This window comes from Georgenia sp. Z2081, from assembly GCF_055326445.1.
Genome location: NZ_JBUZNK010000001.1, coordinates 432,418 through 453,579 on the forward strand (window position 1 = coordinate 432,418; position 21,162 = coordinate 453,579).

The 21,162-nt window shown below is 74.2% G+C and carries 19 protein-coding genes; 9 read left to right on the forward strand and 10 right to left on the reverse strand.

Annotation, left to right across the window (positions count from 1 at the left end; all coding sequences use genetic code 11):
- Positions 1-6: 6 nt before the first annotated feature.
- The 3 genes from ACZLKG_RS02050 to ACZLKG_RS02060 form a co-directional block, all read right to left on the reverse strand.
- Positions 7-1,395: an FAD-dependent oxidoreductase gene (locus ACZLKG_RS02050; protein ID WP_463647763.1), complete on the reverse strand. Its 1,389-nt coding sequence runs from the start codon at positions 1,393-1,395 to the stop codon at positions 7-9.
- A gap of 184 nt (positions 1,396-1,579) precedes the next feature.
- Positions 1,580-2,533 carry an aldo/keto reductase gene (locus tag ACZLKG_RS02055; protein ID WP_463647764.1) on the reverse strand — a complete coding sequence of 318 codons (954 nt, stop codon included), beginning with the start codon at positions 2,531-2,533 and terminating at the stop codon, positions 1,580-1,582.
- Between the two features lie 155 nt (positions 2,534-2,688).
- Complete coding sequence (locus ACZLKG_RS02060; protein ID WP_463647765.1) at positions 2,689-4,212, reverse strand: catalase; 1,524 nt, start codon at positions 4,210-4,212, stop codon at positions 2,689-2,691.
- Positions 4,213-4,745: 533 nt separating this feature from the next.
- On the opposite strand from ACZLKG_RS02060, the gene ACZLKG_RS02065 reads away from it, so the two are divergent.
- Both ACZLKG_RS02065 and ACZLKG_RS02070 read left to right on the forward strand, forming a co-directional pair.
- A complete protein-coding gene (locus ACZLKG_RS02065; protein ID WP_425707548.1) occupies positions 4,746-5,174 on the forward strand; it encodes a PH domain-containing protein in 429 nt (142 codons plus the stop codon).
- 13 nt (positions 5,175-5,187) lie between these two features.
- The gene (locus ACZLKG_RS02070; RefSeq protein WP_425707549.1) at positions 5,188-5,526 is read left to right on the forward strand and encodes a DUF488 domain-containing protein; all 339 of its coding nucleotides are present in this window, start codon (positions 5,188-5,190) and stop codon (positions 5,524-5,526) included.
- Between the two features lie 43 nt (positions 5,527-5,569).
- Here ACZLKG_RS02070 and ACZLKG_RS02075 read toward each other — a convergent pair whose 3' ends face one another.
- The gene (locus ACZLKG_RS02075; RefSeq protein WP_463647766.1) at positions 5,570-6,649 is read right to left on the reverse strand and encodes a DUF418 domain-containing protein; all 1,080 of its coding nucleotides are present in this window, start codon (positions 6,647-6,649) and stop codon (positions 5,570-5,572) included.
- A 237-nt stretch (positions 6,650-6,886) separates the two neighbouring features.
- On the opposite strand from ACZLKG_RS02075, the gene ACZLKG_RS02080 reads away from it, so the two are divergent.
- Positions 6,887-8,662, forward strand: a complete 1,776-nt coding sequence (locus ACZLKG_RS02080) for a gamma-glutamyltransferase family protein (RefSeq protein WP_463647767.1) — start codon at positions 6,887-6,889, stop codon at positions 8,660-8,662.
- A gap of 61 nt (positions 8,663-8,723) precedes the next feature.
- Here the strand turns inward: ACZLKG_RS02080 and ACZLKG_RS02085 are convergent, their stop codons facing one another.
- A complete protein-coding gene (locus ACZLKG_RS02085) occupies positions 8,724-9,272 on the reverse strand; it encodes a YqeB family protein (protein WP_425707552.1) in 549 nt (182 codons plus the stop codon).
- A 195-nt stretch (positions 9,273-9,467) separates the two neighbouring features.
- Between ACZLKG_RS02085 and ACZLKG_RS02090 the strand changes: the two genes are divergently transcribed.
- The 6 genes from ACZLKG_RS02090 to ACZLKG_RS02115 all read left to right on the forward strand — a co-directional run bounded on the left by ACZLKG_RS02090 (position 9,468) and on the right by ACZLKG_RS02115 (position 15,919).
- On the forward strand, positions 9,468-9,743 hold the full coding sequence (locus ACZLKG_RS02090; RefSeq protein ID WP_425707553.1) for a hypothetical protein: 276 nt from the start codon (positions 9,468-9,470) through the stop codon (positions 9,741-9,743).
- Between the two features lie 2 nt (positions 9,744-9,745).
- Positions 9,746-11,629 carry an ATP-binding cassette domain-containing protein gene (locus tag ACZLKG_RS02095; protein WP_463647768.1) on the forward strand — a complete coding sequence of 628 codons (1,884 nt, stop codon included), beginning with the start codon at positions 9,746-9,748 and terminating at the stop codon, positions 11,627-11,629.
- A complete protein-coding gene (locus tag ACZLKG_RS02100) occupies positions 11,626-13,149 on the forward strand; it encodes a phytoene desaturase family protein (protein ID WP_463647769.1) in 1,524 nt (507 codons plus the stop codon). Before ACZLKG_RS02095 ends, ACZLKG_RS02100 begins: the two co-directional genes overlap by 4 nt.
- The gene (locus ACZLKG_RS02105) at positions 13,146-13,664 is read left to right on the forward strand and encodes a hypothetical protein (RefSeq protein ID WP_425707556.1); all 519 of its coding nucleotides are present in this window, start codon (positions 13,146-13,148) and stop codon (positions 13,662-13,664) included. Before ACZLKG_RS02100 ends, ACZLKG_RS02105 begins: the two co-directional genes overlap by 4 nt.
- A gap of 126 nt (positions 13,665-13,790) precedes the next feature.
- Positions 13,791-14,744, forward strand: a complete 954-nt coding sequence (locus tag ACZLKG_RS02110) for a hypothetical protein (RefSeq protein WP_463647770.1) — start codon at positions 13,791-13,793, stop codon at positions 14,742-14,744.
- Between the two features lie 53 nt (positions 14,745-14,797).
- Positions 14,798-15,919: a trans-sulfuration enzyme family protein gene (locus ACZLKG_RS02115; protein WP_463647771.1), complete on the forward strand. Its 1,122-nt coding sequence runs from the start codon at positions 14,798-14,800 to the stop codon at positions 15,917-15,919.
- Here ACZLKG_RS02115 and ACZLKG_RS02120 read toward each other — a convergent pair.
- From ACZLKG_RS02120 to ACZLKG_RS02140, 5 genes are all read right to left on the reverse strand, one after another.
- Positions 15,906-17,576: an ABC transporter permease gene (locus tag ACZLKG_RS02120; protein ID WP_463647772.1), complete on the reverse strand. Its 1,671-nt coding sequence runs from the start codon at positions 17,574-17,576 to the stop codon at positions 15,906-15,908. The genes ACZLKG_RS02115 and ACZLKG_RS02120 overlap by 14 nt on opposite strands.
- Positions 17,576-18,481 (reverse strand): ABC transporter ATP-binding protein, encoded by a 906-nt coding sequence (locus tag ACZLKG_RS02125; protein ID WP_463647773.1) that lies wholly within the window; start codon positions 18,479-18,481, stop codon positions 17,576-17,578. Before ACZLKG_RS02125 ends, ACZLKG_RS02120 begins: the two co-directional genes overlap by 1 nt.
- On the reverse strand, positions 18,478-19,278 hold the full coding sequence (locus ACZLKG_RS02130) for a TetR family transcriptional regulator (RefSeq protein ID WP_463647775.1): 801 nt from the start codon (positions 19,276-19,278) through the stop codon (positions 18,478-18,480). The genes ACZLKG_RS02125 and ACZLKG_RS02130 overlap by 4 nt, the downstream gene beginning before the upstream one ends.
- 188 nt (positions 19,279-19,466) lie before the next feature.
- Positions 19,467-20,030, reverse strand: a complete 564-nt coding sequence (locus tag ACZLKG_RS02135; protein WP_463647776.1) for an NAD(P)-dependent oxidoreductase — start codon at positions 20,028-20,030, stop codon at positions 19,467-19,469.
- Positions 20,027-21,088 carry an EamA family transporter gene (locus ACZLKG_RS02140; RefSeq protein ID WP_463647777.1) on the reverse strand — a complete coding sequence of 354 codons (1,062 nt, stop codon included), beginning with the start codon at positions 21,086-21,088 and terminating at the stop codon, positions 20,027-20,029. Before ACZLKG_RS02140 ends, ACZLKG_RS02135 begins: the two co-directional genes overlap by 4 nt.
- Positions 21,089-21,162: the final 74 nt, after the last annotated feature.

Below are 21,162 nucleotides of genomic sequence, written 5' to 3' on the forward strand. Positions count from 1 at the left end.
CGGGCGCTACGCGAGGACCTCGTTGAGGGCCTCGGTCGACGAGGGGTGCGTCCAGATGCCGTCGCGCAGATCGCTCGCGGTGATGCCGTGCCGCATGGCGAGCGCGAGGAGGTTGACGACCTCCTGGGCGTCGACCGTGTGCAGGGCCGCCCCGACGACGCGGTCGGTGCCCGCCTCGACGAGCACCTTGATGAGCCCGTGGGTCTCCTCGACCGCCTTCGGGCGTGGCATCGCGGCGATCGCCGCGACCGGCTTGGACCGCACGACGACGTCGATCCCACGCTCGGTGGCCTCCGCCTCGGTGAGGCCCACGCGGGCCAGCGGTGGCGTGAGGAAGGTGGTCGTCGGGACGGCCACCCGGTCCTCGGTCGACCGCGACGACCTGCCGCGCAGCTGGTCCGCCACGATCCGGTGGTCGTCGTAGGAGATGTACGTGAACTGCGGGCCGCCGTTGACGTCGCCCACCGCGAACACGCCCTCGGCGCTGGTGCGCAGGTGCTCGTCGACGGTGATCGCGCCGCGCTCCCCGACGGCGATACCGCCCGCCTCCAGGTCCAGCTCGGCGGTGCGGGGATTCCGGCCGGTCACCACGAGGATCGCCTCCGCGGTCAGCGTGCGCTCGGTGGCTGCGCCCCCGTCCGGGCCCGCGACGTCGAGGATGAGGTCGGCGGCCTTGTCGCCGTCGACGACGCGGCGGGCCGACGCCCCGAGGAGGAACGTCGTCCCCGCGTCCTCCATGGCGGCGCGCACGCTGGCGGCGACGTCCTCGTCCTCGCGCGGCAGCAGCCGCTCGGCGACGTCGACGACCGTCACCTGCGAACCGAACCGCGTGAACGCGTCCGCCAGCTCGAGCCCGATCGGTCCCGCCCCGAGCACGACGAGCCGCTCGGGCAGGGACCCCAGGAGCTGGACACCGGTGGAGTCGACGACGTACGCGCTGGCCCGCAGGCCCTCGATCGGTGGGAACGACGGCTCGGACCCGGTGTTGACGACGACGTGCGTCCCCCGGACCGTCACCGTGCCGTCCGCGGTGGCGACCTCGACGGTCCGGTCGCCGACGAACCGCGCCGTGCCGATGAGAACGGTCGAGGAGTCGAGGTCGTCGACCATCGCGAGGTTGGCCGCGCGCAGCTTGGCGGTCAGGGCGGTGCGGAAGCCCTGGGCGGACCGGAACCAACCCGCCGCATCCTCGTCCCTGCGTCCGGCGGCGCGGTGGACGAGCGCCTTCGTCGGCACGCAGCCGATGTTGATGCACGTCCCGCCGACCATCTGCGGGTCGGCCTCGACGATGACCACCCGCTCCCCGGCCGTGGCGTGCGCGCGGGCCAGCGTCTTGCCGGCCTTGCCCCAGCCGATGACGAGCAGGTCCGCGTCGATCGAGCTGTCGGAGGTCATGCGACCACTCTTGCAGCCCGTGGTTCTGTTCGGGAGCCTGGAGGGATGGGAGAGCAGCCGTGGACCCTGCGCTTCGTCCTCGGGATCGCCGTGGGCGTCGGCGTCGGGATCGTGCTCGACGACGTGCTCGTCGCGATCGTGGTCGCCGTGGTGCTGGCGATCGTCCTGTCGGGTGTCTCCCGGGTCATCGGGCGGCGGGGCCGACGATCCGGGCGCGGTCGAGACGGTCGATCTGGTCGGGATCCAGCTCGGTCGTGACCGCACGCCACGCGTCCTCGATCTGGCCCACGCTCGAGACGCCGGCCACCGGCCGGACGGGGCGCCCGCGCTGCGTCATCCACGCCAGCACCGTCTGTCCGGCGTCGAGATCGACCTCCGAACCGACCTCGCCGAGCGCGAGGAGCGCCGGGCCGAGTGCGGGTGTGCGGTACTGCTCGGGGATCGGCCGATCCGCCCGGGTGTACGCCCCGGACAGCAGCGGGGAGTACCCGACGAGCGTGAGGCCGGAGCGGTGCGCGAGGTGCGCGACGGCGTCGTCGAGCTGGACGTGGGGTGAGAGGTCCGCGCCCGGAGCGGGCCGCAGGTAGGTGAAGCGCTGCTGCAGCGCGGTGAAGCGGTGCGCGGTGGGTACGGACAGCGCGGCGTGCAGACGCTCGGCCGAGTAGTTGCTCGCGGCGATCTCGCGCACCAGTCCCTCGTCGACGAGGTCGGACAGGGCGCCGAGGGTCTCGTCGAGGGGCGTGTGGAGGTCGTCGATGTGGGCGTAGAGCACCTCGACTCGGTCGGTGCGCAGCCGCTGCAGCGAGTCGGTGACCTGCCGTCGGACGGCCGAGGCGCCGAGGCCCGTGGTCCCGCCCGGCCCGGGGCCGCCGGGGACGGGCAGGTTGCCGATCTTGGTGGCGAGGGTGACCTCGTCGCGGGCGATCGGTCCGCGCGAGTCGAACCAGGCGCCGAGCGTGCGCTCGGACTCCCCGCCGTCGCGACCGACCCAGTGCGCGTAGATGTTCGCCGTGTCCCAGGACAGCGCGCCGAGGTCACGGGCGCGGTCGAGCACGTCGTGGGCGACGCGGGCGGGCACCGTCGTGCCGAAGTACATCGTGCCGAGCGTGAGCGGATGGGCGGCGAGCAGCGAGGTCATCGGGGAGAGTCTGCCCCGTCGTCGGGCCGGGGGTGCCGGCGACCCGCTCGGCTCGCGGTGCCCGGAGCGGACGGGAACGACGACGGCGCACCCCGGACCCGGGGTGCGCCGTCGTCGGTGGGCCGCCGTTCACCGGCGGGCCCGAAGGTTCGGGATCAGGCGCCCGCCGCGCGGACCTTGTCCTCGATCGCCTGGCCGGTGGCCTGGTCGACGGCCTTGACGTAGAGGTAGACGCGCTCGCGCACGGCCTCGCTCACGCCGCCGAGCAGGGAGCCCGCCACCTGGTCGACGTAGGCGGCGCGCTGGTCGTCGTTCCAGACCTCGCGGACCAGGGTGCCCGGCTGGCCGAAGTCGTCGTCCTCGGCGTGGAGCGCGTACGCCTGGCGCACCATCTCGCCGTCGGCCTCCCAGCCCTCGTCCTCGACGCCCTGGAAGTCGGCGTAGTCGCGACCGTGGGAGTTGGGCACGTAGTTCGGCCGGGCACCGCTGTGCTCGTACTCCATGGGACCGGCCTGGCCGTAGTTGTTCGTCTCGACGATCGGCTTGTTGACGGGCAGCTGGTTGTAGTTCGGACCGATGCGGTACCGCTGCGCGTCGGCGTAGGCGAAGACGCGGCCGAGCAGCATCTTGTCGGGGCTGAAGCCGATGCCGGGGACCACGTTCGAGGGCGCGAACGCGGCCTGCTCGATCTGGGCGTGGTGGTTGACCGGGTTCGTGTCGAGCGTCATGGTGCCGACCTCGATGAGCGGGTAGTCCGCGTGCGGCCACACCTTGGTGAGGTCGAACGGGTTGAACCGGTAGGTCTTCGCGTCCTCGTACGGCATGACCTGGACCGAGAGCTTCCAGGACGGGTGGTCGCCGCGGGCGATCGCGTCGAACAGGTCGCGGCGGTGGTGCTCCGCGTCGGTGCCGGCCAGCTCGTCGGCCTCGGTGTTGCTGAGGAACTCCATGCCCTGGTTCGTGTGGAAGTGGTACTTCACCCAGCAGCGCTCACCGGACTCGTTGACCCACTGGTAGGTGTGCGAGCCGTAGCCGTTCATGTGGCGCCACGTGCCGGGCAGGCCGCGCTCGCCCATGAGGTAGGTGACCTGGTGGGCCGACTCGGGGTTGAGCGTCCAGAAGTCCCACTGCATGTCGTTCGAGCGCAGGCCCGAGTCGGGCAGGCGCTTCTGCGAGTGGATGAAGTGGGGGAACTTCATGGGGTCGCGCACGAAGAACACCGGCGTGTTGTTGCCGACGAGGTCGTAGTTGCCCTCGGTCGTGTAGAAGCGCAGCGAGAAGCCGCGGACGTCCCGCCACGTGTCGGGCGAGCCCAGCTCGCCGGCGACGGTGGAGAAGCGGGCGAGCATCTCGGTGCGGGCGCCCGGCTGGAACACGGCGGCCTTGGTGTAGGCGGAGACGTCGTTCGTCACCTCGAAGCGGCCGAAGGCGCCCGAGCCCTTGGCGTGCGGACGACGCTCCGGGACCGACTCGCGGTTGAAGCGGGCGAGGGACTCGACGAGCTTGACGTCGTGGAGCAGCAGCGGGCCGTTCGTGCCGACGCTCAGCGAGTTGCGGTCGCTGACGGCGGGCGCGCCGTTCTCGCGCGTGCTGGCGCCGGTGGGCGCCGTGCCCTCGGGGAGCGGGCCGAGCGTGTCGACGCTCGGGTCGTGCGGGACGGGTGCGTTACCTGCGGTCACGGTGTTCCTCTCGTGGATGTCGTCCTGCCCCGGGCACACGGGAGTGTCGGGGCGGTCACGTGGTCCGGGCGCGTGATCGGGGGCGCCCGGTGCGTCACGTTCCTGTCCGGTCCAATGTCGTCGGGGGACGAGTCATTCCCAGATCCATGAATTCGTATGAAGTTGTCGGCCGCGCTGACCCCGAGCTCTCGGGTGGGGGACCTGGGGGTATGCGCTCCCGGGGATCGCCCCGGACCGGCCTGCGTCCAGGATATGACGCGGTGACAGCAACTGTGGGGTTCGTTCGGCAGACGAGACCCGACGGACGGTTGCGGTCCTGAAGCGGGTGCGCGGTGCGGGGAGGCTCTCCCTCCGCCGGACGCTCTCGCTCGCCGCCGAACCCACCCGCTGGCCGCCGAACCCACATGCGCCGTCGTCTGTCTCGGCGTTCGATCTGGGGGTTCGGCGCGAACCCGCTGTCGCGGTGTCCGTCGCGTGTCGGCGGTCGGGCCTAGCCTGGGTCGACACGTCACGCCGACCTCGGAGGTTCGACCATGGGGTTCCTGCAGGGGCTCGCCGGCAACATGCAGCAGATGGACGAGAAGGGCGCCCGTGCGACCTACGGCCAGTGGCTGACCGAGGGCGAGCAGCTCCAGTCCGCCTACCGCATGATCCGGGACGGTTTCGCGCTCACGGACCGCCGCATCATCACGACCGACCGGCAGGGCGTGACCGGGAAGAAGGTGCGGGTCTTCTCGATCGCGCTCGACTCGGTCGTGGACGTGACCGCCGAGACTGCCGGCTCGGGGATCGACGACTCCGAGCTGACGATCACCTACATCACGACCCCGCGGCTACGAGCGCACAACTCCGCGACGGCGACCTACACGTTCGAGTTCCCCAAGAGCTTCGACCTTCCCGCCCTGTACCGATACTTCATGACGGTCGCGGAGCGGAACCGGACCGCACTCAACGCGAGCTGATCGGAGGGGAGTCATGGGCGTCGAGATCAAGCGCGTGTACGACGACGCGGCGCGATCGGACGGGTACCGCGTGCTCGTCGACCGGGTCTGGCCCCGCGGCGTGAAGAAGGAGGACGCCGAGCTCGACGAGTGGCTGAAGGACGTGGCGCCGTCCACCGACCTGCGCAAGTGGTTCGGCCACGACCCGGACCGGTACGAGGAGTTCGGCAGGCGCTACGAGGCCGAGCTCGAGGGCTCGGACGCCCTCGACCACCTCGCAGAGCTGGTCGAGGAGCACGAGCGGGTGACCCTGCTGTACGCCGCCAAGGACACGGAGCACAACCACGCCCGAGTGCTCGCCGGGCTGCTCTGAGCGCCGGGGCGCCCGACCCCTGACGAGCGGGCCAGAGGGGCGATCACCGCCGCCGACGGGGCGGTCGCAGGAGCGACTCGAGCGGCCCTCGACCGATCCCGATGCGCCAGGCCGTCGCCCCGGCCACGGCACCGACGACGATGAGCGCGGACAGTGCGTACCCCTGGGTGAGCGTGTGCGGCAGGGGCCGGAGGGCGGCGAGCACGAGCAGGTGCCCGACGTAGATGGTCAGAGCGAGCTGACCCGTTGCCACGAGCGGCCGCGCCCAGGGGCGCGCGAGCTCGTCGCCGAGCAGGAGCGCGACGCCCACGACCGCCACCGCGCTCGCCGCGGAACCGACGAGCCACAACGGCATCTGACCGTGCGCCGCGCTCGTGACGAGGAGGCCCGGGAACGGTTCGCCGTCCGGGTCGTAGAACGCAGCCGCGCCGAGGGCGGAGACGACGGCGGCGCCGACGGTGATGCCGAGCCCCCACGCGGCGAGTCGCCACTGCGTCGGGCGGTCACCGAGGTCGCGCCGGCCGAGCCACATCCCGAACAGGAACGGCGCCAGCCAGGTGACGACCGGGTATGGGCCGGTCAGCACCGCCGATCGCGCCGCCTCGACCGGCGTCATCAGCAGGTCGGGCGCCGGGGAGACGTCGCCCGTCCCGAGCCACATCCACAGCAGCGGGCCGGCGACGACGGCCAGCCCGGCAGCGACCAGCAGCACGCGGTCGGACGCCGCCATGACGAGGCCGCCGACGGCGAACAGCACCGCGTACGTGACGAGGATGACGTCGGACCCGTGGTCCAGGAGCTGCAGGACCAGCCCGATGACGAGCACCAGGGCGGCCCGCCAGGCGACGACCAGCCAGGTGCGCGGCCGGTACTCCCGGCCGCGCGGTCCGCGCACGCGCCGGGTCAGCATCGAGAGCCCGACGCCGGCGAGCAGCACGAAGAGCACGGACGCGCGCCCGTGGGGCAGGTTGTACACGGAGCCCGCCCAGCCCGGCACCCCGGTCGGGCCGACGTTGACGGCGACCATCCCGACGATCGCGACCGTGCGCGCGACGTCCAGGGCGACGATCCGCTCGTCCCCCCGCCGGTCGGACGTCACGGCCCCGCGGTGGTCATCGGTCACACGCCCCCACCTCCCCGACTGTGGACCGACCGCGCCGTGGGCTCTCGGGTGGCCTTGCTGCGAGGTTACCGAGAGCGCGTGCCTGCTGGCGAAAGGGCGCGGCCACCGGGGTTGCGACGACCACCCCGGCCCCGTCGTGCGCGTGCCCGCGGCCCGGGAGCGCCGGCCGACCGGCGCGTGGGGGCGCGGCATGCCAACCTGGACGGTGCCACGACGTCGGTGTGAGGTGGAGGAACGATGACACGACGACGGCACGCGTCCGCGCGCTCCCGCCTCGCGGTGGTGGTGGTCGCGGCGGCGACGCTCGCCGGGGGGTGCACCGCGTCGGAGCCCTCGTCGGGACCGGAGCCCACCACGGAGCCCGGTTCCCCGCCCGCGCCGACCGACGGGCCCAGCCCGACGCACGGGACCTCGCCGTCGGAGGCACCCTCGGCAGAGGCGACGGAGACCCCGCCGGACCCACCGGACGAGACGGCCCTGGACTCGATGGGCGTGAGCGCCGGCGACCCCGCCGCCGTCGAGGCGGGAACGGAGGTCCTCGCCGACGGCGGGTCCGCCGTCGACGCGGCGATCGCCACCGCGTTCGCCGTCTCGGTCGTCGAGCCGTTCGCGTCCGGCGTCGGGGGCGGCGGCGCGACACTCGTCGTCCCCACGGTCGGGGACGAGGACCCGCAGGCGTACGACTACCGGGAGGTCGTCCCCGACGACGGCGTCGTCCCCCCGGGCGGAACCGGCGTCCCCGGGTTCGTCGCCGGCATGGCGGAGCTGCACGCGGACCACGGGCGCCTCGAGTGGAGCCGGCTCCTCGAGCCCGCGATCGAGCTCGCGTCCGACGGGCACCCGGTCTCCGAGGTTCTCGCCGGTCTGCTCGACACGCCCACCGGGCGCCAGGTGGCGGCAGAGAACCCCCAGTTCACCACCGGCGGCACGCCCCTCGACGAGGGGGAGACCCTCGTCCAGGACGAGCTCGCCGCGACGCTGGGCGTGCTCGCGGACGAGGGCGCGGACGCCTTCTACACCGGCACCCTGAGCAGCGACCTCGCCGCCGCTCCGGGGCTCGACCCTGGCTCGCTCGCGGGCTACCAGGTGGTCCGCTCGCAGCCCGCGCGCGGGGCGCTCGGTGACCACGAGGTGCTCGCCGCCGCACCGCCCCTGCCGGGGGCCGCCCTCGTCCAGCAGCTTCAGGTCGCCGAGGCTCTGGGCGTCGCCGACCTCGAGCCGGGCACCGCGGACCACACCCACCGACTCGCCGGCGCCTGGCAGGTGGCGGACGGGACCGCGCAGACCCTGCTGGGCGACCCCGCCTTCGTCGACGTGCCGCTCGACGAGATCACCGACCCCGGGGCCAACGCGGAGCTCGCCGGGGCGCTGCCGATCGACCCGAGCGTCGACGGGCCCGCGCCCGCCGGGCCTGCCCCGGCGGTGCCGGAACGGGCCGACCTCGCGGAGGCGGGCAACACGACCCACGTCAGCGTGGTGGACGCGGACGGGCTGGCCGTGTCGATGACGAACACCATCACGCACTTCTGGGGGTCGGGGCAGAGCGTCGGCGGATTCTTCCTCAACGATCAGCTCACCCGGTTCGAGGCCATCGGGACCACCGACGCCAACGAGCCGGCACCCGGCCGACGGTCGGTCAGCTGGTCGATCCCCGCGGTCGTCGTCGACGGCGAGGACCGGCCCGTCCTCGCGATCGGCACGCCCGGCGGTCGGCGGATCCCCAACATCCTCACCGGCGTCGTCGCCCGGTGGGTGCTCCACGACCAGAGCCTCGAGGAGGCGGTCGCCGCGCCCCGGGCGCACGCCGAGGGGCAGATCCTGCAGATGGAGGCGGCCCCGGACGCTGCCACCGCGGATGCGCTCGCCGGGCTCGGGTACTCGATCGAGGTACCGGACCCCGAGGACCACGTCTTCGGCTCGGTACAGGCGCTGGCGATCGACCACGGCGCCCGCGAGGTGCGCGGTGCCGAGGACACCCGACGCGACGGGACGTTCACGGTCGTCGACCGGTGACGGCCGGCCCCGCGCTCGCACCCCCACTCTCGGCGACCGGACGCCGGGCGACCTGGCGGGGTCAGTCGCGCGGTCCCTCCCACGGGTAGCCGGCCGCGAGCAGCACCTCGCGGTGCCGGCCGCGGTCTCCCTCGAGCTCGTCGTCGTACAGGCGACGGCCGGCGGCGGTCTCGACGACGAGGTGACCCTTCTCGGGGTACACGGCGTCGACCTGGTCGCGCGCGATCTCCCGGACCACCTCGTTGCCGCGCGTCACCGTGATCCGCTCGCGGCTCACCATGAGGACCGTGGCGCGATGCACGACGACGGCGCCGAGCGCCAGGCCCAGCAGCAGCCCGAGCAGCGGCCTGCCCCACGAGAGCCAGGACTGGTCGAACGACCCGATCAGCTCGAGCGGCCCCTGGAACGGCATCCACGGCACCCGCGCGGCCCAGCCCGCCAGCAGCGGGACCAGGGCGCCGACCGCCGCGCCGCCACCGCCGAAGATCGCGTACGTCCACGTCCGGTCGGACCCGTGGATGCCCCCGATCGCGACCGCGGGGTCGTCCGCGCGGGCCGGGTCGTCGTCCCGACCGGCGTCGTCGGGTCCGGGCCGGTGTGCGTCGTCCATAGGTCGACAGCGTAGGGGCGGCACGCGCAGGGTCCGAGCCGTCCGACGCGGCGTCCGCACGTCGTCCGACCCCCGTGTGAGCGCGGTCTTATCTCGGCGGTGACTCCTCTCTCACCAGGGGTTTCTAGCGTTCCAGTCAGCCGGAGACGGCACGCGCGGCGACACAGCGACAGACCGACGGCACGGACCGACGGCGTGGTGTTCGCCGCGCGGGACGCGCTCGGCGCCGTCGCGGGTGTGCGCTGGCTCGCCGACGCCGATCTCCCGCTCCTCGCCGTCAGCGGCCTGCTCACGTCCGCGCCGCTGGCGGTCCGCGAGCTCGAGGCCGTGCACCCGAACATGACTATCGTCGACACGATGGCCCTCGACGAGCCCGAGCAGGCCGTGATGCTGCGCGACGCCGCCCTGGCCACCCGTACCCGGGGTGTGCCGGGCCTCGCCGCGCTCAGCGAGGACGCGAAGGCGGTCTGACCATGACCCGTCCGGTTCCCCGGCCGACGGGCGCGCCGACGCCGTACTCGGCGCCCACCCCGTCCGAGGCCCACGACGTCGCCTCCGTGCGCGCGCCGACGTCCGAGGCCCACGACGTCGGCTCCGCGCACGCGCCGCCGGCCGAGAACGAGCCACCGGTCCCCAAGGCCCCGAGCGTCCCGCGCCCGATCGGCGCCGGGCGACGCCTGCGCTTCGTCCTGCTCATCGGCATCGGCGTGGGCCAGGCGCTCGCCGCCGTCGGCGTCGCGATGCTCACCCAGCGTGGCTTCGACACCCTCCTCGGGTCGGCGGCCGGCGGCCAGGGCTCTCAGCCGTCCCCCGGTGCGATGGGACTGACGACCCTCGTCGTCGGCCTGCTCGCCTGCGTGCTGATCAGCGCCTGGATGCGCGGGGCCGAGCGCACGGAGTCGGAGAAGCTCGGCCAGCACTACGTCACTGAGGTCCGCGCCGTCCTCTTCACGCACCTCACCGCCGTCCCGGCGCGCGAGCTCGGCCGCCGCGGCCGCGGCGACATGCTGATGAAGTTCGTCGGCGACCTGTCCGCCCTGCGGCTGTGGGTCAGCCGCGGCCTCGCCCGCCTCACCGTGGCCGGCGTCGCCATCGCCCTGGCGATCACCGCCGTCGCGTGGATGAACCTCACCCTCGGCCTGGCCGTCGGCGGGGTGCTCGTCCTCGGCGGTGCGCTCACGCTCGCCATCACCCCGTGGATGATGCGCACCGCCAAGGTCTCCCGGCGACGCCGGTCCCGCCTGACCGGCGAGGTCACCGAGCGGCTCACCCAGGTCGCCGTGCTCCAGGCCGCCGGCCAGGAACGCCGCGAGGGCAAGCGGGTCGGCCGGCACAGCGAGAAGGTCGCCGCCGCCATGGTCGACCAGGCACGTGCCTCGGGCGCCGCCCGCGCCATCGCCGAGGGCACCGCCGTCGCCGCGAGCGCAGCCGCCCTGGTGGTCGGCGGCACCGAGGTCACGGCCGGCCGGGCCTCCCCGGGCACGATCGTCGCCGGCGTGAGCGTGGCCGGCATGCTCGCCGGCTACCTGCGGGACCTCGGGCGGGTCGCCGAGTACGCCTCCCGCGCGAAGGTCGCCATGGCGGCCGTGCGCCGGTTCCTCGACATCGCCCCGCTGCCGGTCACGCCCGGCGCGCCGGACATCGAGGTCGACCGCGGCCTCGTCGAGGTCGACGACGTCAGCCTCGGCACCGCGCTGACCGACGTCACCGTCCGCGCCGAGCCCGGCACCCGGGTCGCCGTCGTCGGACCCAACGGCGCGGGCAAGTCCACGCTCACCTCCGTCGTGGCCCGCCTCGTCGACCCCGACGCCGGGACCGTGCGCATCGACGGGCAGGACGTCCGGCACCGCTCGCTGCGCTCCGTCCGGCGCTCGATCGGGATCTCCTCGCCGAGCATGCCCCTGCTCTCGGGCAGCGTCCGGCGCAACGTCACCTACCGGATCCCCAGGGTCGAGGACGCCGAGCTCGAGCGCGTGACCCGCCTGTGCGGCCTCGACGAGCTCGTCGCCTCCCTGCCCGACGGCTGGGACACCGACGTCGGCCCCGGCGGCGGCCGGCTCTCCGCCGGCCAGCAGGCGCGCATCTCCATCGCCCGCGCCGCCCTGGGCCGGCCCGCGCTGCTTGTGCTCGACGAGGCCGAGGCCCACCTCGACCCCGAGAACTCACGTGTCGTCGACCGCGTGCTGGCCGACCACCACGGCACCGCCCTGGTGGTCACGCACCGGCACGAGCTCATGGCGTCCTCCGACGTCGTCTGGTGCCTGGAGGACGGCCGGCTCACCAGGGTCGCCACCCCCGCGGAGCTCCTCTCGTCCGACGACGACGCCGCACGGCTCGCCGAGGCGGTGCCGGCATGAGCCGCTCGCCGTTCGACGTCGGGCACGACCCGGCCGTGGCCGGCCGGACCGCAGCCGTCGTCGGGTCGGGCCCCAACGGGCTGGCCGCCGCGGTCGCGCTGGCTCGCGCGGGGATCGCCGTCACCGTCTACGAGGCCGGGCCGGAACCGGGCGGGGCCACCCGCTCCGGGCCGGTCCTCGGCGAGGGGACGACGGTCGACCTCGGCTCCGCGGTCCATCCGTTCGGCATCGCGAGCCCGTTCCTCGCCACCCTCGACCTCGCACGGCACGGGCTGGAGTGGATCCAGCCGGACATCCCCGTGGCTCACCCGCTCGACGACCGTCCGGCCGCCGTCCAGTACCGCTCGCTGAGGTACACGGCCGCCGACCTCGGACGCGACGGCAGGGCGTGGCAGCGCCTCTACGGCCCCGTCGTCGACGCCTGGCAGGAGACGACCGCGGGCTTCCTCGGACCGATGCTCCGCGTTCCGCGTCACCCCGCGGCGCTCGCCCGCCTCGGGCTGCGCGGCGCGCTGCCGGCGACCACCGTCGCGAGGACCCTCTTCCGTGCGGAGCGGGCGCGCGCCCTGTTCGCCGGGACCTCCGCGCACTCCGTCCTGCCGCTGACCCACCCGCTGACCGCCGCCTTCGGCGTCCTCTTCGGCGCCGCCGCCCACGCGACCGGCTGGCCCGTCGCCCGCGGCGGGTCTCGCGCGATCGCGGCCGCGCTGGTCGCCGAGCTCGAGGCGCACGGCGGGCGGGTGGTCACCGGCGCCGAGATCACCGACCTCGCGCAGGTGCGGCCCGCGGACGTCGTGCTGCTCGATCTCGGGCCCCACGCCGTCGCCGACCTCGTCGGCGACGAGCTGCCCGACGGCGTGGCCCGCGGGCTGCGCCGCTGGCGCTACGGCACCGCCACCCACAAGGTCGACTACCTCCTCGACGGCCCCGTGCCGTGGCGCGACGAGCGCGTCGGCCGCGCCGGCACCGTCCACCTCGGCGGCACGCTCGACGAGATCGCGGCCGCCGAGCGCGACGTCCACCGCGGCCGCCACCCCGACCGGCCCTACGTCCTCGTCGCCCAGCAGAACGCCCTCGACCCCGGACGCGCCCCCGCCGGCCGCCAGGTGCTCTACGCCTACGCCCACACCCCGCACGGCTCGGCGGCACCGGTGGGGGACCGGATCGACGCACAGATCGAACGGTTCGCCCCCGGGTTCCGCGACCGCGTGCTGGGCCGGGTGGAATCCGCGCCCGCCGACCTCGCGGCGTGGAACGCCAACCTCGTCGGCGGTGACGTCATCGGGGGCTCGATGGGTGGGGCGCAGCTCCTGCTGCGGCCGCGCGCCACCCTGCGGCCCTACGGGCTGGGGGTGCCCGGGCTGTTCGTGTGCTCGGCGTCGACACCCCCCGGCGGCGGCGTCCACGGCATGAACGGCTACCACGCGGCCCGCGCGGCGCTCGCCCACCTCCGACGCTCGACGAGCCCGGGACGAAGACACGAAGGAGTGGACATGACCAGTATCGAGGTGACCCGATGAACCGGCTCGCCGCGACCTCGCACCGGGGCCGGGCAGCGAGCTCGCCCGGCCGCGCCAAGACCCTCACCTACCTCGCGGGGATCGCGCTGTGCGCGGTCGTGGCCGCGCCGATCCGGCAGAACCGCCGCCCGGCAAAGGAACGGGTCGACGGCTTCCCCCTGTCCTACTACCCGATGTTCTCCGTGCGCCGGACGAGGAACGGCACCGTGCACCACCTGCTCGGCATCGACGCCGACGGCACCGAGCGGATCCTGCACTGCGGCCACGCCGGGACCGGCGGCCTCAACCAGGTGCGCCGCCAGATCAACCGCCGCGTGCGCGAGGGGCGGGCCGAGGAGGTCGCGCGCCTCGTCGCGGCGTCGGTCGCGGCGTCGTCGGCGCGCGACGACGCCGCGGTCCGCCACGTCCGCGTCGTCACCAGCGTGCACCGCTTCGACGACTTCTTCGCGGGGGACCGCACGCCCCGACGCCGCACCGTGCTCGCCGAGGTGCCGGTCCCGCGCACCATGACCTGACCGACCGCGCGATCCCGCCGCCCGGCGTGCCTCCCGCTCGGCGCACCCGGTCCCCGACGTACCAGTGCCGACGCACCCGCCCCGACGTACCGACCCGCCCGTCCCCGGCCCACCTGGAGACCTTCGATGTCCACCCGGATCCGCGCCGGCGCCCGGCGCCTCGCGTCCGCCCTCGACCGGCGCCTCCTGCCCGCCACCGCGGCCGCGCGACCCGCGCTCAACCGGGTCGCGACCGGCGCCTACACCGCCTACTACCTGGGCAGGCGCGTGCGGATGTTCCGCCGCGTCCACCGCACCGACCCCGGCCTGTTCCAGCCCGTCGGCCCGGTGAAGATCCTCCGGCGTCCGCTGCCGGCGCCCGTCGCCGACGCCCTGATGTACGCCACCCTCGCCAGCGACGTCGCGTTCACTCTCGGCGTCCGCCACCGGGTGACGGGACCCCTGCACGCCGCCCTGCTCACGTGGACGCTGTCCTACCGCAACTCGTGGTCGATGATCTTCCACAGCGACAACAACCTCGTCCTGCACACCGCGGTGCTGGGCGTGACCCCGTCCGCCGACGCCGTCTCGGTCGACCGGCTCCTCAGGCGACGGGTGGGCCCGACGGCGACGACCCCGGGCCCGGCTCACCCAGGGGCGCCGGCGCCGTCCTGGCGGTACGCCGCGCCCGTGCGCGGGATGCAGGCCGTCACCGCCGTCAACTACTTCCTCGCCGGTTACGCCAAGGTGCTGGGCCCGATGGGCTGGCGGTGGGCCGACGGCGAGGTGCTGCGTCGGCAGATCGCGGCCGACGGCCTGCGCAAGGAGCTCCTCGGCAGCGAGGCCGCCGGCCTCGGGATCCGGCTCTACGACCAGACGTTCCTGTTCACGGTCTCGGCCGCCGGGTCGCTCGTCCTCGAGCTCGCGGCACCGCTCGCGCTGCTCGACCGCCGTCTCGCCCGCCTCTGGGCGGTCAGTGCCTTCTCCATGCACTCGGGCATCAAGGCGATCATGGGCATCACGTTCAGGCACAACCTCTCGGGCGTGCTGTACCTGCCCTACTTCCCGCTCGAGAGGCTTCTGCCGCCCCGTATGCGCTGACACCGCGCCGGGCGCCCGGGCTCGCCGATCGGGCCGCGACCTACCCTGGCCGGGTGAACGAGACCTGGTCCGCCCGTACCCGCGCCGTCGCCCTCGGCCGCCCCGCCGGGCCCGGCGCACCCCTCAACGTGCCGCCGTCGCTGGCGTCGACGCTGCGCGAGGGCGGCACCGACTACACCCGGTTCGGGACCGACGGCACCACCGCCCTGGAGGCCGCTCTCGGCTCCCTGGACGGCGGGCACGCCGTCGCCTTCTCCTCCGGCATGGGGGCGGCCGCGGCGATCGTCGAGACGATGCCGGTCGGCACGCACGTGGTCAGCTCCTCGACGATCTACCACGGCGTGCGCTCGCTGCTCGCCGACCTCACCGCGCTGGGGCGCCTGCGCGACGTCCCCGTCGACGCCACCGACCACGACGCCGTCGCCGCCGCCCTCGACGCCGCGGCCGCAGAGGGTGTGCCGGCGCTGCTGTGGCTCGAGACGCCGAGCAACCCGTTGCTCGAGATCCTCGACGTCGAGGCCCTCGCCGCGATCGCCGCCGAGCGTGGCGTGCCGGTGGCGGTCGACTCGACGTTCGCCACCCCGCTGCGGCTCCGGCCGCTCGAGCTCGGCGCCACGTACGTCGTGCACTCGGCCACCAAGTACATCGGCGGGCACTCCGACCTGCTCATGGGCGTGGTCGTCGCCCGAGACCCCGACGCCCTCGCGCCGATCGTGCGGCAGCGCTCCCTGCACGGCGGCTTCCCCGGCGGCATGGAGACCTTCCTCGCCCTGCGCGGTCTGCGCACGCTCGCCGTCCGCCTCGACCGCGCCGAGGCGAGCGCCCAGGTCCTCGCCGAGCGCCTCGCGGACCACCCGGCGGTCACCTCGGTGGCCTACCCGGGCCTGCCGGACGACCCCGGGCACGAGCTCGCCGCCCGCACGATGAGTGGGTTCGGCGCCGTCGTGTCCTTCTGCCTGAGGAGCGAGGACGCGGCGGACCGCGTGCTCGCCCGCACCGAGCTCGTCATCATGGCGACCTCGCTTGGCGGCGTCGAGACCACCGCCGAGCGGCGCAACCGCTGGGGCGAGGGCACCCGGACGGGCCTGGTGCGCATGAGCGTCGGGATCGAGGACGTGGAGGACGTCTGGGCCGACCTCGCCCGGGCGCTCGAGCCGGAGGTCAGCGCGAGGTGACGTCCCGGCGTCGGAACCCGAGCGCCCCGACGACGACGAGCACCGCGGCGATGCCCGTCAGCACGAGCAGCCGGGCCACCTCGAGATCCTCCGCGGGCAGGGCCGGCGTGCTGTCGAACGGGGACACCGCGAGCGCCCAGTCCGGGAGGTCGAGCAGGCCGCCGAGGAACAGCACGAGCGCCGTCCACACCACCAGCAGCCACGCCAGGACCGTCAGGCGAGGCGCCAGGCCGAACGTCGCGACCGCGAGCCCGGCGAGCACCGCGATCGCCGGCAGGTACACCAGCGCGGCGAGGGTGAGCTCGCCGATCCGGGAGGCCTCGCCGACCCCGAGGGCCACGCCGATCCCGGTGCCCAGACCGGAGACCACGGTGAGGAGGACCATGTGCACGGCGACCGTCAGCAGCCACCCCCCGAGGTAGCCGGTCCGCGAGCTGCCGGTGACGATCGTCTGCTCGGTGCGGCCCGAGGACTCCTCGGCCTTGAGCCGTAGCACGCCCGAGACGGCGAGGATCATCGGTGCCACGAGGACGATCGTGAGGATGATGCCCGCGAACTGCGCGGTCATGTCCGTGCCCTCCAGGGCGACCCAGTCCTGCAGAGTGGGGTTGTCCTCGAGCATGTCGTCGATCGATCCGGCGAGGGAACCCATCGCCACGGCGAACAGGAAGGTCCCCACTCCCCAGGCGATGACCGAGCCGCGCAGGAGCCGCTCGGCGAGCCCGGCCGGGGAGAGCAGCGAGCGCGCCGCGTTGGCGGGCCCGGGGGAGGGGCGGCGCAGGCCGGCGCCGAGGTCACGCCTGCGGGCGAGGCTGACGGCCACGACGTACAGGACGACGACGGCGGCCGCCGAGACCGCGAGCGGCCACCACCTGAGGTCGACGAACAGGCGGGTCTGCTGGGCCCAGGCCAGCGGCGAGAACCAGGACAGCCACGAGCCCGTGGGCTCGATGACGTCGCCGATGCCGCGGACGAGGAAGGCGCCCGCGAGGACGGCGGCCGACAGCCCGCTCGCCCCGCCAGCGTGCTCGGTGGTCTGGGCGACCACCGTGGCGAGCGCGGCGAACACCATGCCGGTCAGCGCCGTGGCGAGCCCCAGGGCGAGCGAGTCGGTGACAGCCATCCCGGGGACGACCAGGCTGATCGTCACTGCCGCGCCGACGAGGACGTTGGCGACGGCGACGGTGACGACGGACGCCGTCGGCGCGGCGAACCGGCCGACGGGGAGCGAGCGGATGAGCTCGAGGCGCCCAGACTCCTCCTCGGCGCGGGTGTGCCGCACGGCCAGGAGGATCGACATGATGCTCGCCGCGAGGAGCACGTAGAGCACGAGCTCGTTGGCGACCATCGCGCCGAACGTGTAGTCGTCGAGAGCGAACGCCGGGCCGCTCATGATGACCGCGGCCGGGCTCGACATGAGGTCGGCGCGGCCCTGGAGCGACTCCTGGGTGGGGAACGCGCCTTCGAGGGAGTAGACCGAGCCGAGGACGACGAGCCCGACGGCGAGCGCCCACACCGCGATGCGGACCCGGTCGAGCCGCAGGTTGAGCCGGACCAGGGTCGCTGTCCCCGTGAGGCTTGTGCCGGCGTCGGGCGGTGGTCGGTCCGTGCGGCGTGCCGGCGGGACGTCGGTGCGACCGGTGGCTGTGGCGGTCATCAGGCGGCCTCGCTCACGTCGTCGCCGTAGTGGCGCATGAAGAGGTCCTCCAGCGACGGCGGGGTGATGGACAGGTTCTCGACGCCGAAGTCGGCGAGCACCTGGAGGACCTCGTTGATCCGGGCGTTGTCGATGTCGAAGGTGAGGCGGTCACCCTCGCGGGCGAGGTCGTGGACGCCGTCGAGGCGGGTGAACGCCTCGGCGGGGTGGCTGGTCGTCGCGGTGACGGTCGAGCGCGTGAGGTGGCGCATCTCGGCGAGGGTGCCGGACTCGACGGCTCGGCCCGCCCGGATGATCGTCACGGTGTCGCACAGCTTCTCGACCTCGCCGAGGATGTGGCTCGACAGCAGGACCGTGCGGCCGTCCGCGCGCAGCTTCCGGACCTCGTCGGTGAACACGGCCTCCATCAGGGGGTCGAGGCCGGAGGTCGGCTCGTCGAGGAGGAACAGCTCGGCGTCGGAGGCGAGTGCCGAGACCAGGGCGACCTTCTGCCGGTTGCCCTTGGAGTACGTGCGCGCCTTCTTCGTCGGGTCGAGCTCGAAGCGCTCGATCAGCTCCTCGCGGCGTCGCCGGTCGGCGGTGCCGCCGTGCAGGCGGGTGAACACGTCGATCGCCTCGCCGCCGGTGAGGTTCGGCCACAGGCTCGTGTCGCCGGGGACGTAGGCGAGGCGGCGGTGCACGGCGACGGCGTCGGACCAGGGGTCCTGGCCGAGCACGGTGGCGCGGCCGGAGTCGGCGCGGAGCATGCCGAGCAGCACGCGGATGGTCGTGGACTTCCCTGCGCCGTTGGGGCCGAGGAATCCGGTGACGCGCCCGGTGGGCACGGTGAGCTCGAAGCCGTCGAGCGCGCGGGTGGAGCCGAAGGTCTTGACGAGGTCGGCGACCTCGATCGCGGGGCTGGTCATGCGGTGCTCCTGTGGGACGTGGTGGAAGGTGCGGGGTCGGTGGCGGCGGGCGCCCCTGCCGCGGGGTCGTCGTCGGAGGGTGTGGCGGTGGTGCGGTCGGAAGGGTCGGAGTCCTCGTCGTCGAGCCCGTCGGTCGCCCGGCCCTCCTGCGCGGCCCTGGCACCGTCGGGCGTGGCGAGGTAGGCGGCGAGCAGGTCGGGGCTGGTGAGCAGCGGCTCGGTGTACAGCTCGAGCAGCGGGAGCGTCATCGTGTCGGCGTAGGCGCGCAGCATGGCGGGCAGCTCCTCGAGGTCCCAGTGCTCCTGCCGGCCCGGGAGCTGGAGGAGCAGCGCGCCGAGGGACAGGACGGTGAGCGCCCGGGCGCGCGCGGCGGGGGCGCGGCTCGGGCGGACGACGCCGTCGTCGACCGCCTCCTGGACGTAGACGGACGTGTTGTCGACGGAGGCGTTCACGAACCGGTCGGTCAGCTCGCCCCCGTGCTGCAGTGCACGCAGCACGTAGCCGACGAGCGTCGTGTAGCCCTCGATACCCGCGAGCGGGATGAGCATCGCGGCCGCCCGGGCGTTCGACCGGAGGACCGAGGACTTGAAGTCGCGGATCTGCGCCAGGACGTGCTCGTCGCAGGCCTCGCGGAGGCCGGCGCGCGAGCCGAAGTGGTGGAGGATCAGGCCCGCGCTGACCCCGGCGTCTGCGGCGATGCTGCGCAGCGACGCGTCGAGGCCGTGGGCCGCGAACCGGTGGATCGCGGCGTCCCGGATGCGGGCCCTGGTGGTGAGATCCTCGGACGTTGAACTCATGTTCAGTAGGCTATACGCGTGTTCAGTCGATGCGCAAGGAGATTCTCGGCGCGGATCGTCCTGGTCCGCCTCGGCCTGCTGCGGGCATCTCCGACGAGGTCGTGCTTGGGGCGGCGAGGTCGTGCGCGCGAGGCACGATCTCGACGGTCCGGGCACGACCTCGCCGAGGCCCGGGCGAGGCGCCGGCGTCAGCGGTCGATGCGGGGGTGTTCCGTGTGGCTTCGCGCGACGGTGATGTGCCGGTCGGTGCCCGGAACCTCGACCTCGTCGATCGCGGCCACCGCGAGATCCTCCACCGAGATGCTCGAACGGCCGTCCGGGTCCGTGAGCAGGGTGGTGGTCCCGCGTCGGTAGCGGCCCGAGCGCTCGCCGGGCGCGAGGACGGCGGGCGGGCTGAGGTAGGTCCACCCCTCGTACGGATGGACGACGCACGCCGCCAGCTGGTCCAGGCTCGCTGCCGCGACGGCACGCCACGATGGCGGGACGAACCTCGGATCGTCGACGACGAGCAGGCCGCCGTCCCCGGGCGCCGGGCAGCCTTCCGTCGGGACCGCTTCCGCATCACCCGGTGCCGGGTCCGCCCGCCCGGGAGAGCTGAGCGGGCCGGCACCCCCGACGACGAGGAGCCGCGTGTCCGTGCGGGTGCCCCCTGGGTTCCGCGAGACGGCGACGACGTCGTGCCCGCGCCGCGTGGCCTCGCTGGTGAGCTGGGTTCCGACCATGCCGGTCGCGCCGATGACGACGATCCTCACGATGCGACCTCCTGCGTCGTCGGGGTGTGCGGAGCGTGCGCGTCGATGCGGGAGCGTCGAGGGGACGGCTGGCTGCTGCGGCGTGCGCCAGGCCTTCGGCGCCGCGGCGCGAGCTGGCCCGCGGCGAGGGCGGCCAGGGCGAGGGCGAACCCGACCAGCTGGACCGGGGTGAGGCGCTCTCCGACGACGGCGGCCCCGAGGACCGCCGCGACGAGGGGGGAGAGCAGGCCGAGGAGTGCCGTCGCGGTGACCGGGCGGGAGCGGACCCCGGCGAACCACAGCGAGTAGGCGATGAGCCCGCCCACGAGGCCGAGCCACGCGTACCCGGCGACGGCCGGGGCGTCGATGCCGGTGGGAACGCCGTCGACGACGAGGGTCGGGACGAGCAGGACGAGGCCGCCCGCGGTCAGCTGCCAGGAGGCGAACCCCACGGGCCCCACGTCGTCGGGCCGGCCCCACCGCTTGGTGAGCACGACGCCGGTGCCCATGGAGGCGGCGCCGAGGATGCCCGCGGCGATGCCGACCGGGTCGAGCGCCGCGTCGGGTCCGAGCACGACGAGACCGACCCCCAGCACGCCGACGACGCCCCACGCGAGCCGCCACCGTGAGAGACGCTCCGAGAGGATGAGGACCGCGAGGAAGGTGATGAGGATCGGCTGAGTGGCGCCGAGGGTCGAGGCGACGCCGCCCGGCAGCCGCTCCGCGGCCACGAAGAGCAGCGGGAAGAAGATGGCCATGTTGAGCGTGCCGAGCACGGCGGACCGCCACCACCACGCGCCGCGGGGCAGCCGGCGGGCGACGAGCAGGCCGAGCAGGCCTGCCGGGAGCGCGCGCATGAGCGCGGCGAACATCGGGTGGTTCGCCGGCAGCAGGTCGGTGGTGACGATGTAGGTGGTCCCCCACACGGCCGGCGCGAGGGCGGTCCCGAGGGTCAGTGCGGCGGCGCGGCCGGGCGAGGGGCGAGGCGTGTCGACGTCGGGCGTGGTGCCGCGTCCGGGCGGTCCGGTGGGCGTCGCGTCGGGCGCCGATGTCCCCGGGCGGGGTGCTGTCGTCGTCATGCGACCAGCGTCGGCCCGCCTTGGTTGATGAGTCCAACTCATCGTTGTCATCGGAACGATCGCGTAGCACGATG

Bases quoted from the DNA above. Each gene is read 5' to 3' on its own strand.
- ACZLKG_RS02050 (WP_463647763.1), bottom strand. From the start codon at position 1,395: ATGACCTCCGACAGCTCGATCGACGCGGACCTGCTCGTCATCGGCTGG.
- ACZLKG_RS02055 (WP_463647764.1), bottom strand. From the start codon at position 2,533: ATGACCTCGCTGCTCGCCGCCCATCCGCTCACGCTCGGCACGATGTAC.
- ACZLKG_RS02065 (WP_425707548.1), top strand. From the start codon at position 4,746: ATGGGGTTCCTGCAGGGGCTCGCCGGCAACATGCAGCAGATGGACGAG.
- ACZLKG_RS02070 (WP_425707549.1), top strand. From the start codon at position 5,188: ATGGGCGTCGAGATCAAGCGCGTGTACGACGACGCGGCGCGATCGGAC.
- ACZLKG_RS02080 (WP_463647767.1), top strand. From the start codon at position 6,887: ATGACACGACGACGGCACGCGTCCGCGCGCTCCCGCCTCGCGGTGGTG.
- ACZLKG_RS02085 (WP_425707552.1), bottom strand. From the start codon at position 9,272: ATGGACGACGCACACCGGCCCGGACCCGACGACGCCGGTCGGGACGAC.
- ACZLKG_RS02095 (WP_463647768.1), top strand. From the start codon at position 9,746: ATGACCCGTCCGGTTCCCCGGCCGACGGGCGCGCCGACGCCGTACTCG.
- ACZLKG_RS02100 (WP_463647769.1), top strand. From the start codon at position 11,626: ATGAGCCGCTCGCCGTTCGACGTCGGGCACGACCCGGCCGTGGCCGGC.
- ACZLKG_RS02105 (WP_425707556.1), top strand. From the start codon at position 13,146: ATGAACCGGCTCGCCGCGACCTCGCACCGGGGCCGGGCAGCGAGCTCG.
- ACZLKG_RS02110 (WP_463647770.1), top strand. From the start codon at position 13,791: ATGTCCACCCGGATCCGCGCCGGCGCCCGGCGCCTCGCGTCCGCCCTC.
- ACZLKG_RS02120 (WP_463647772.1), bottom strand. From the start codon at position 17,576: ATGACCGCCACAGCCACCGGTCGCACCGACGTCCCGCCGGCACGCCGC.
- ACZLKG_RS02125 (WP_463647773.1), bottom strand. From the start codon at position 18,481: ATGACCAGCCCCGCGATCGAGGTCGCCGACCTCGTCAAGACCTTCGGC.
- ACZLKG_RS02130 (WP_463647775.1), bottom strand. From the start codon at position 19,278: ATGAGTTCAACGTCCGAGGATCTCACCACCAGGGCCCGCATCCGGGAC.
- ACZLKG_RS02140 (WP_463647777.1), bottom strand. From the start codon at position 21,088: ATGACGACGACAGCACCCCGCCCGGGGACATCGGCGCCCGACGCGACG.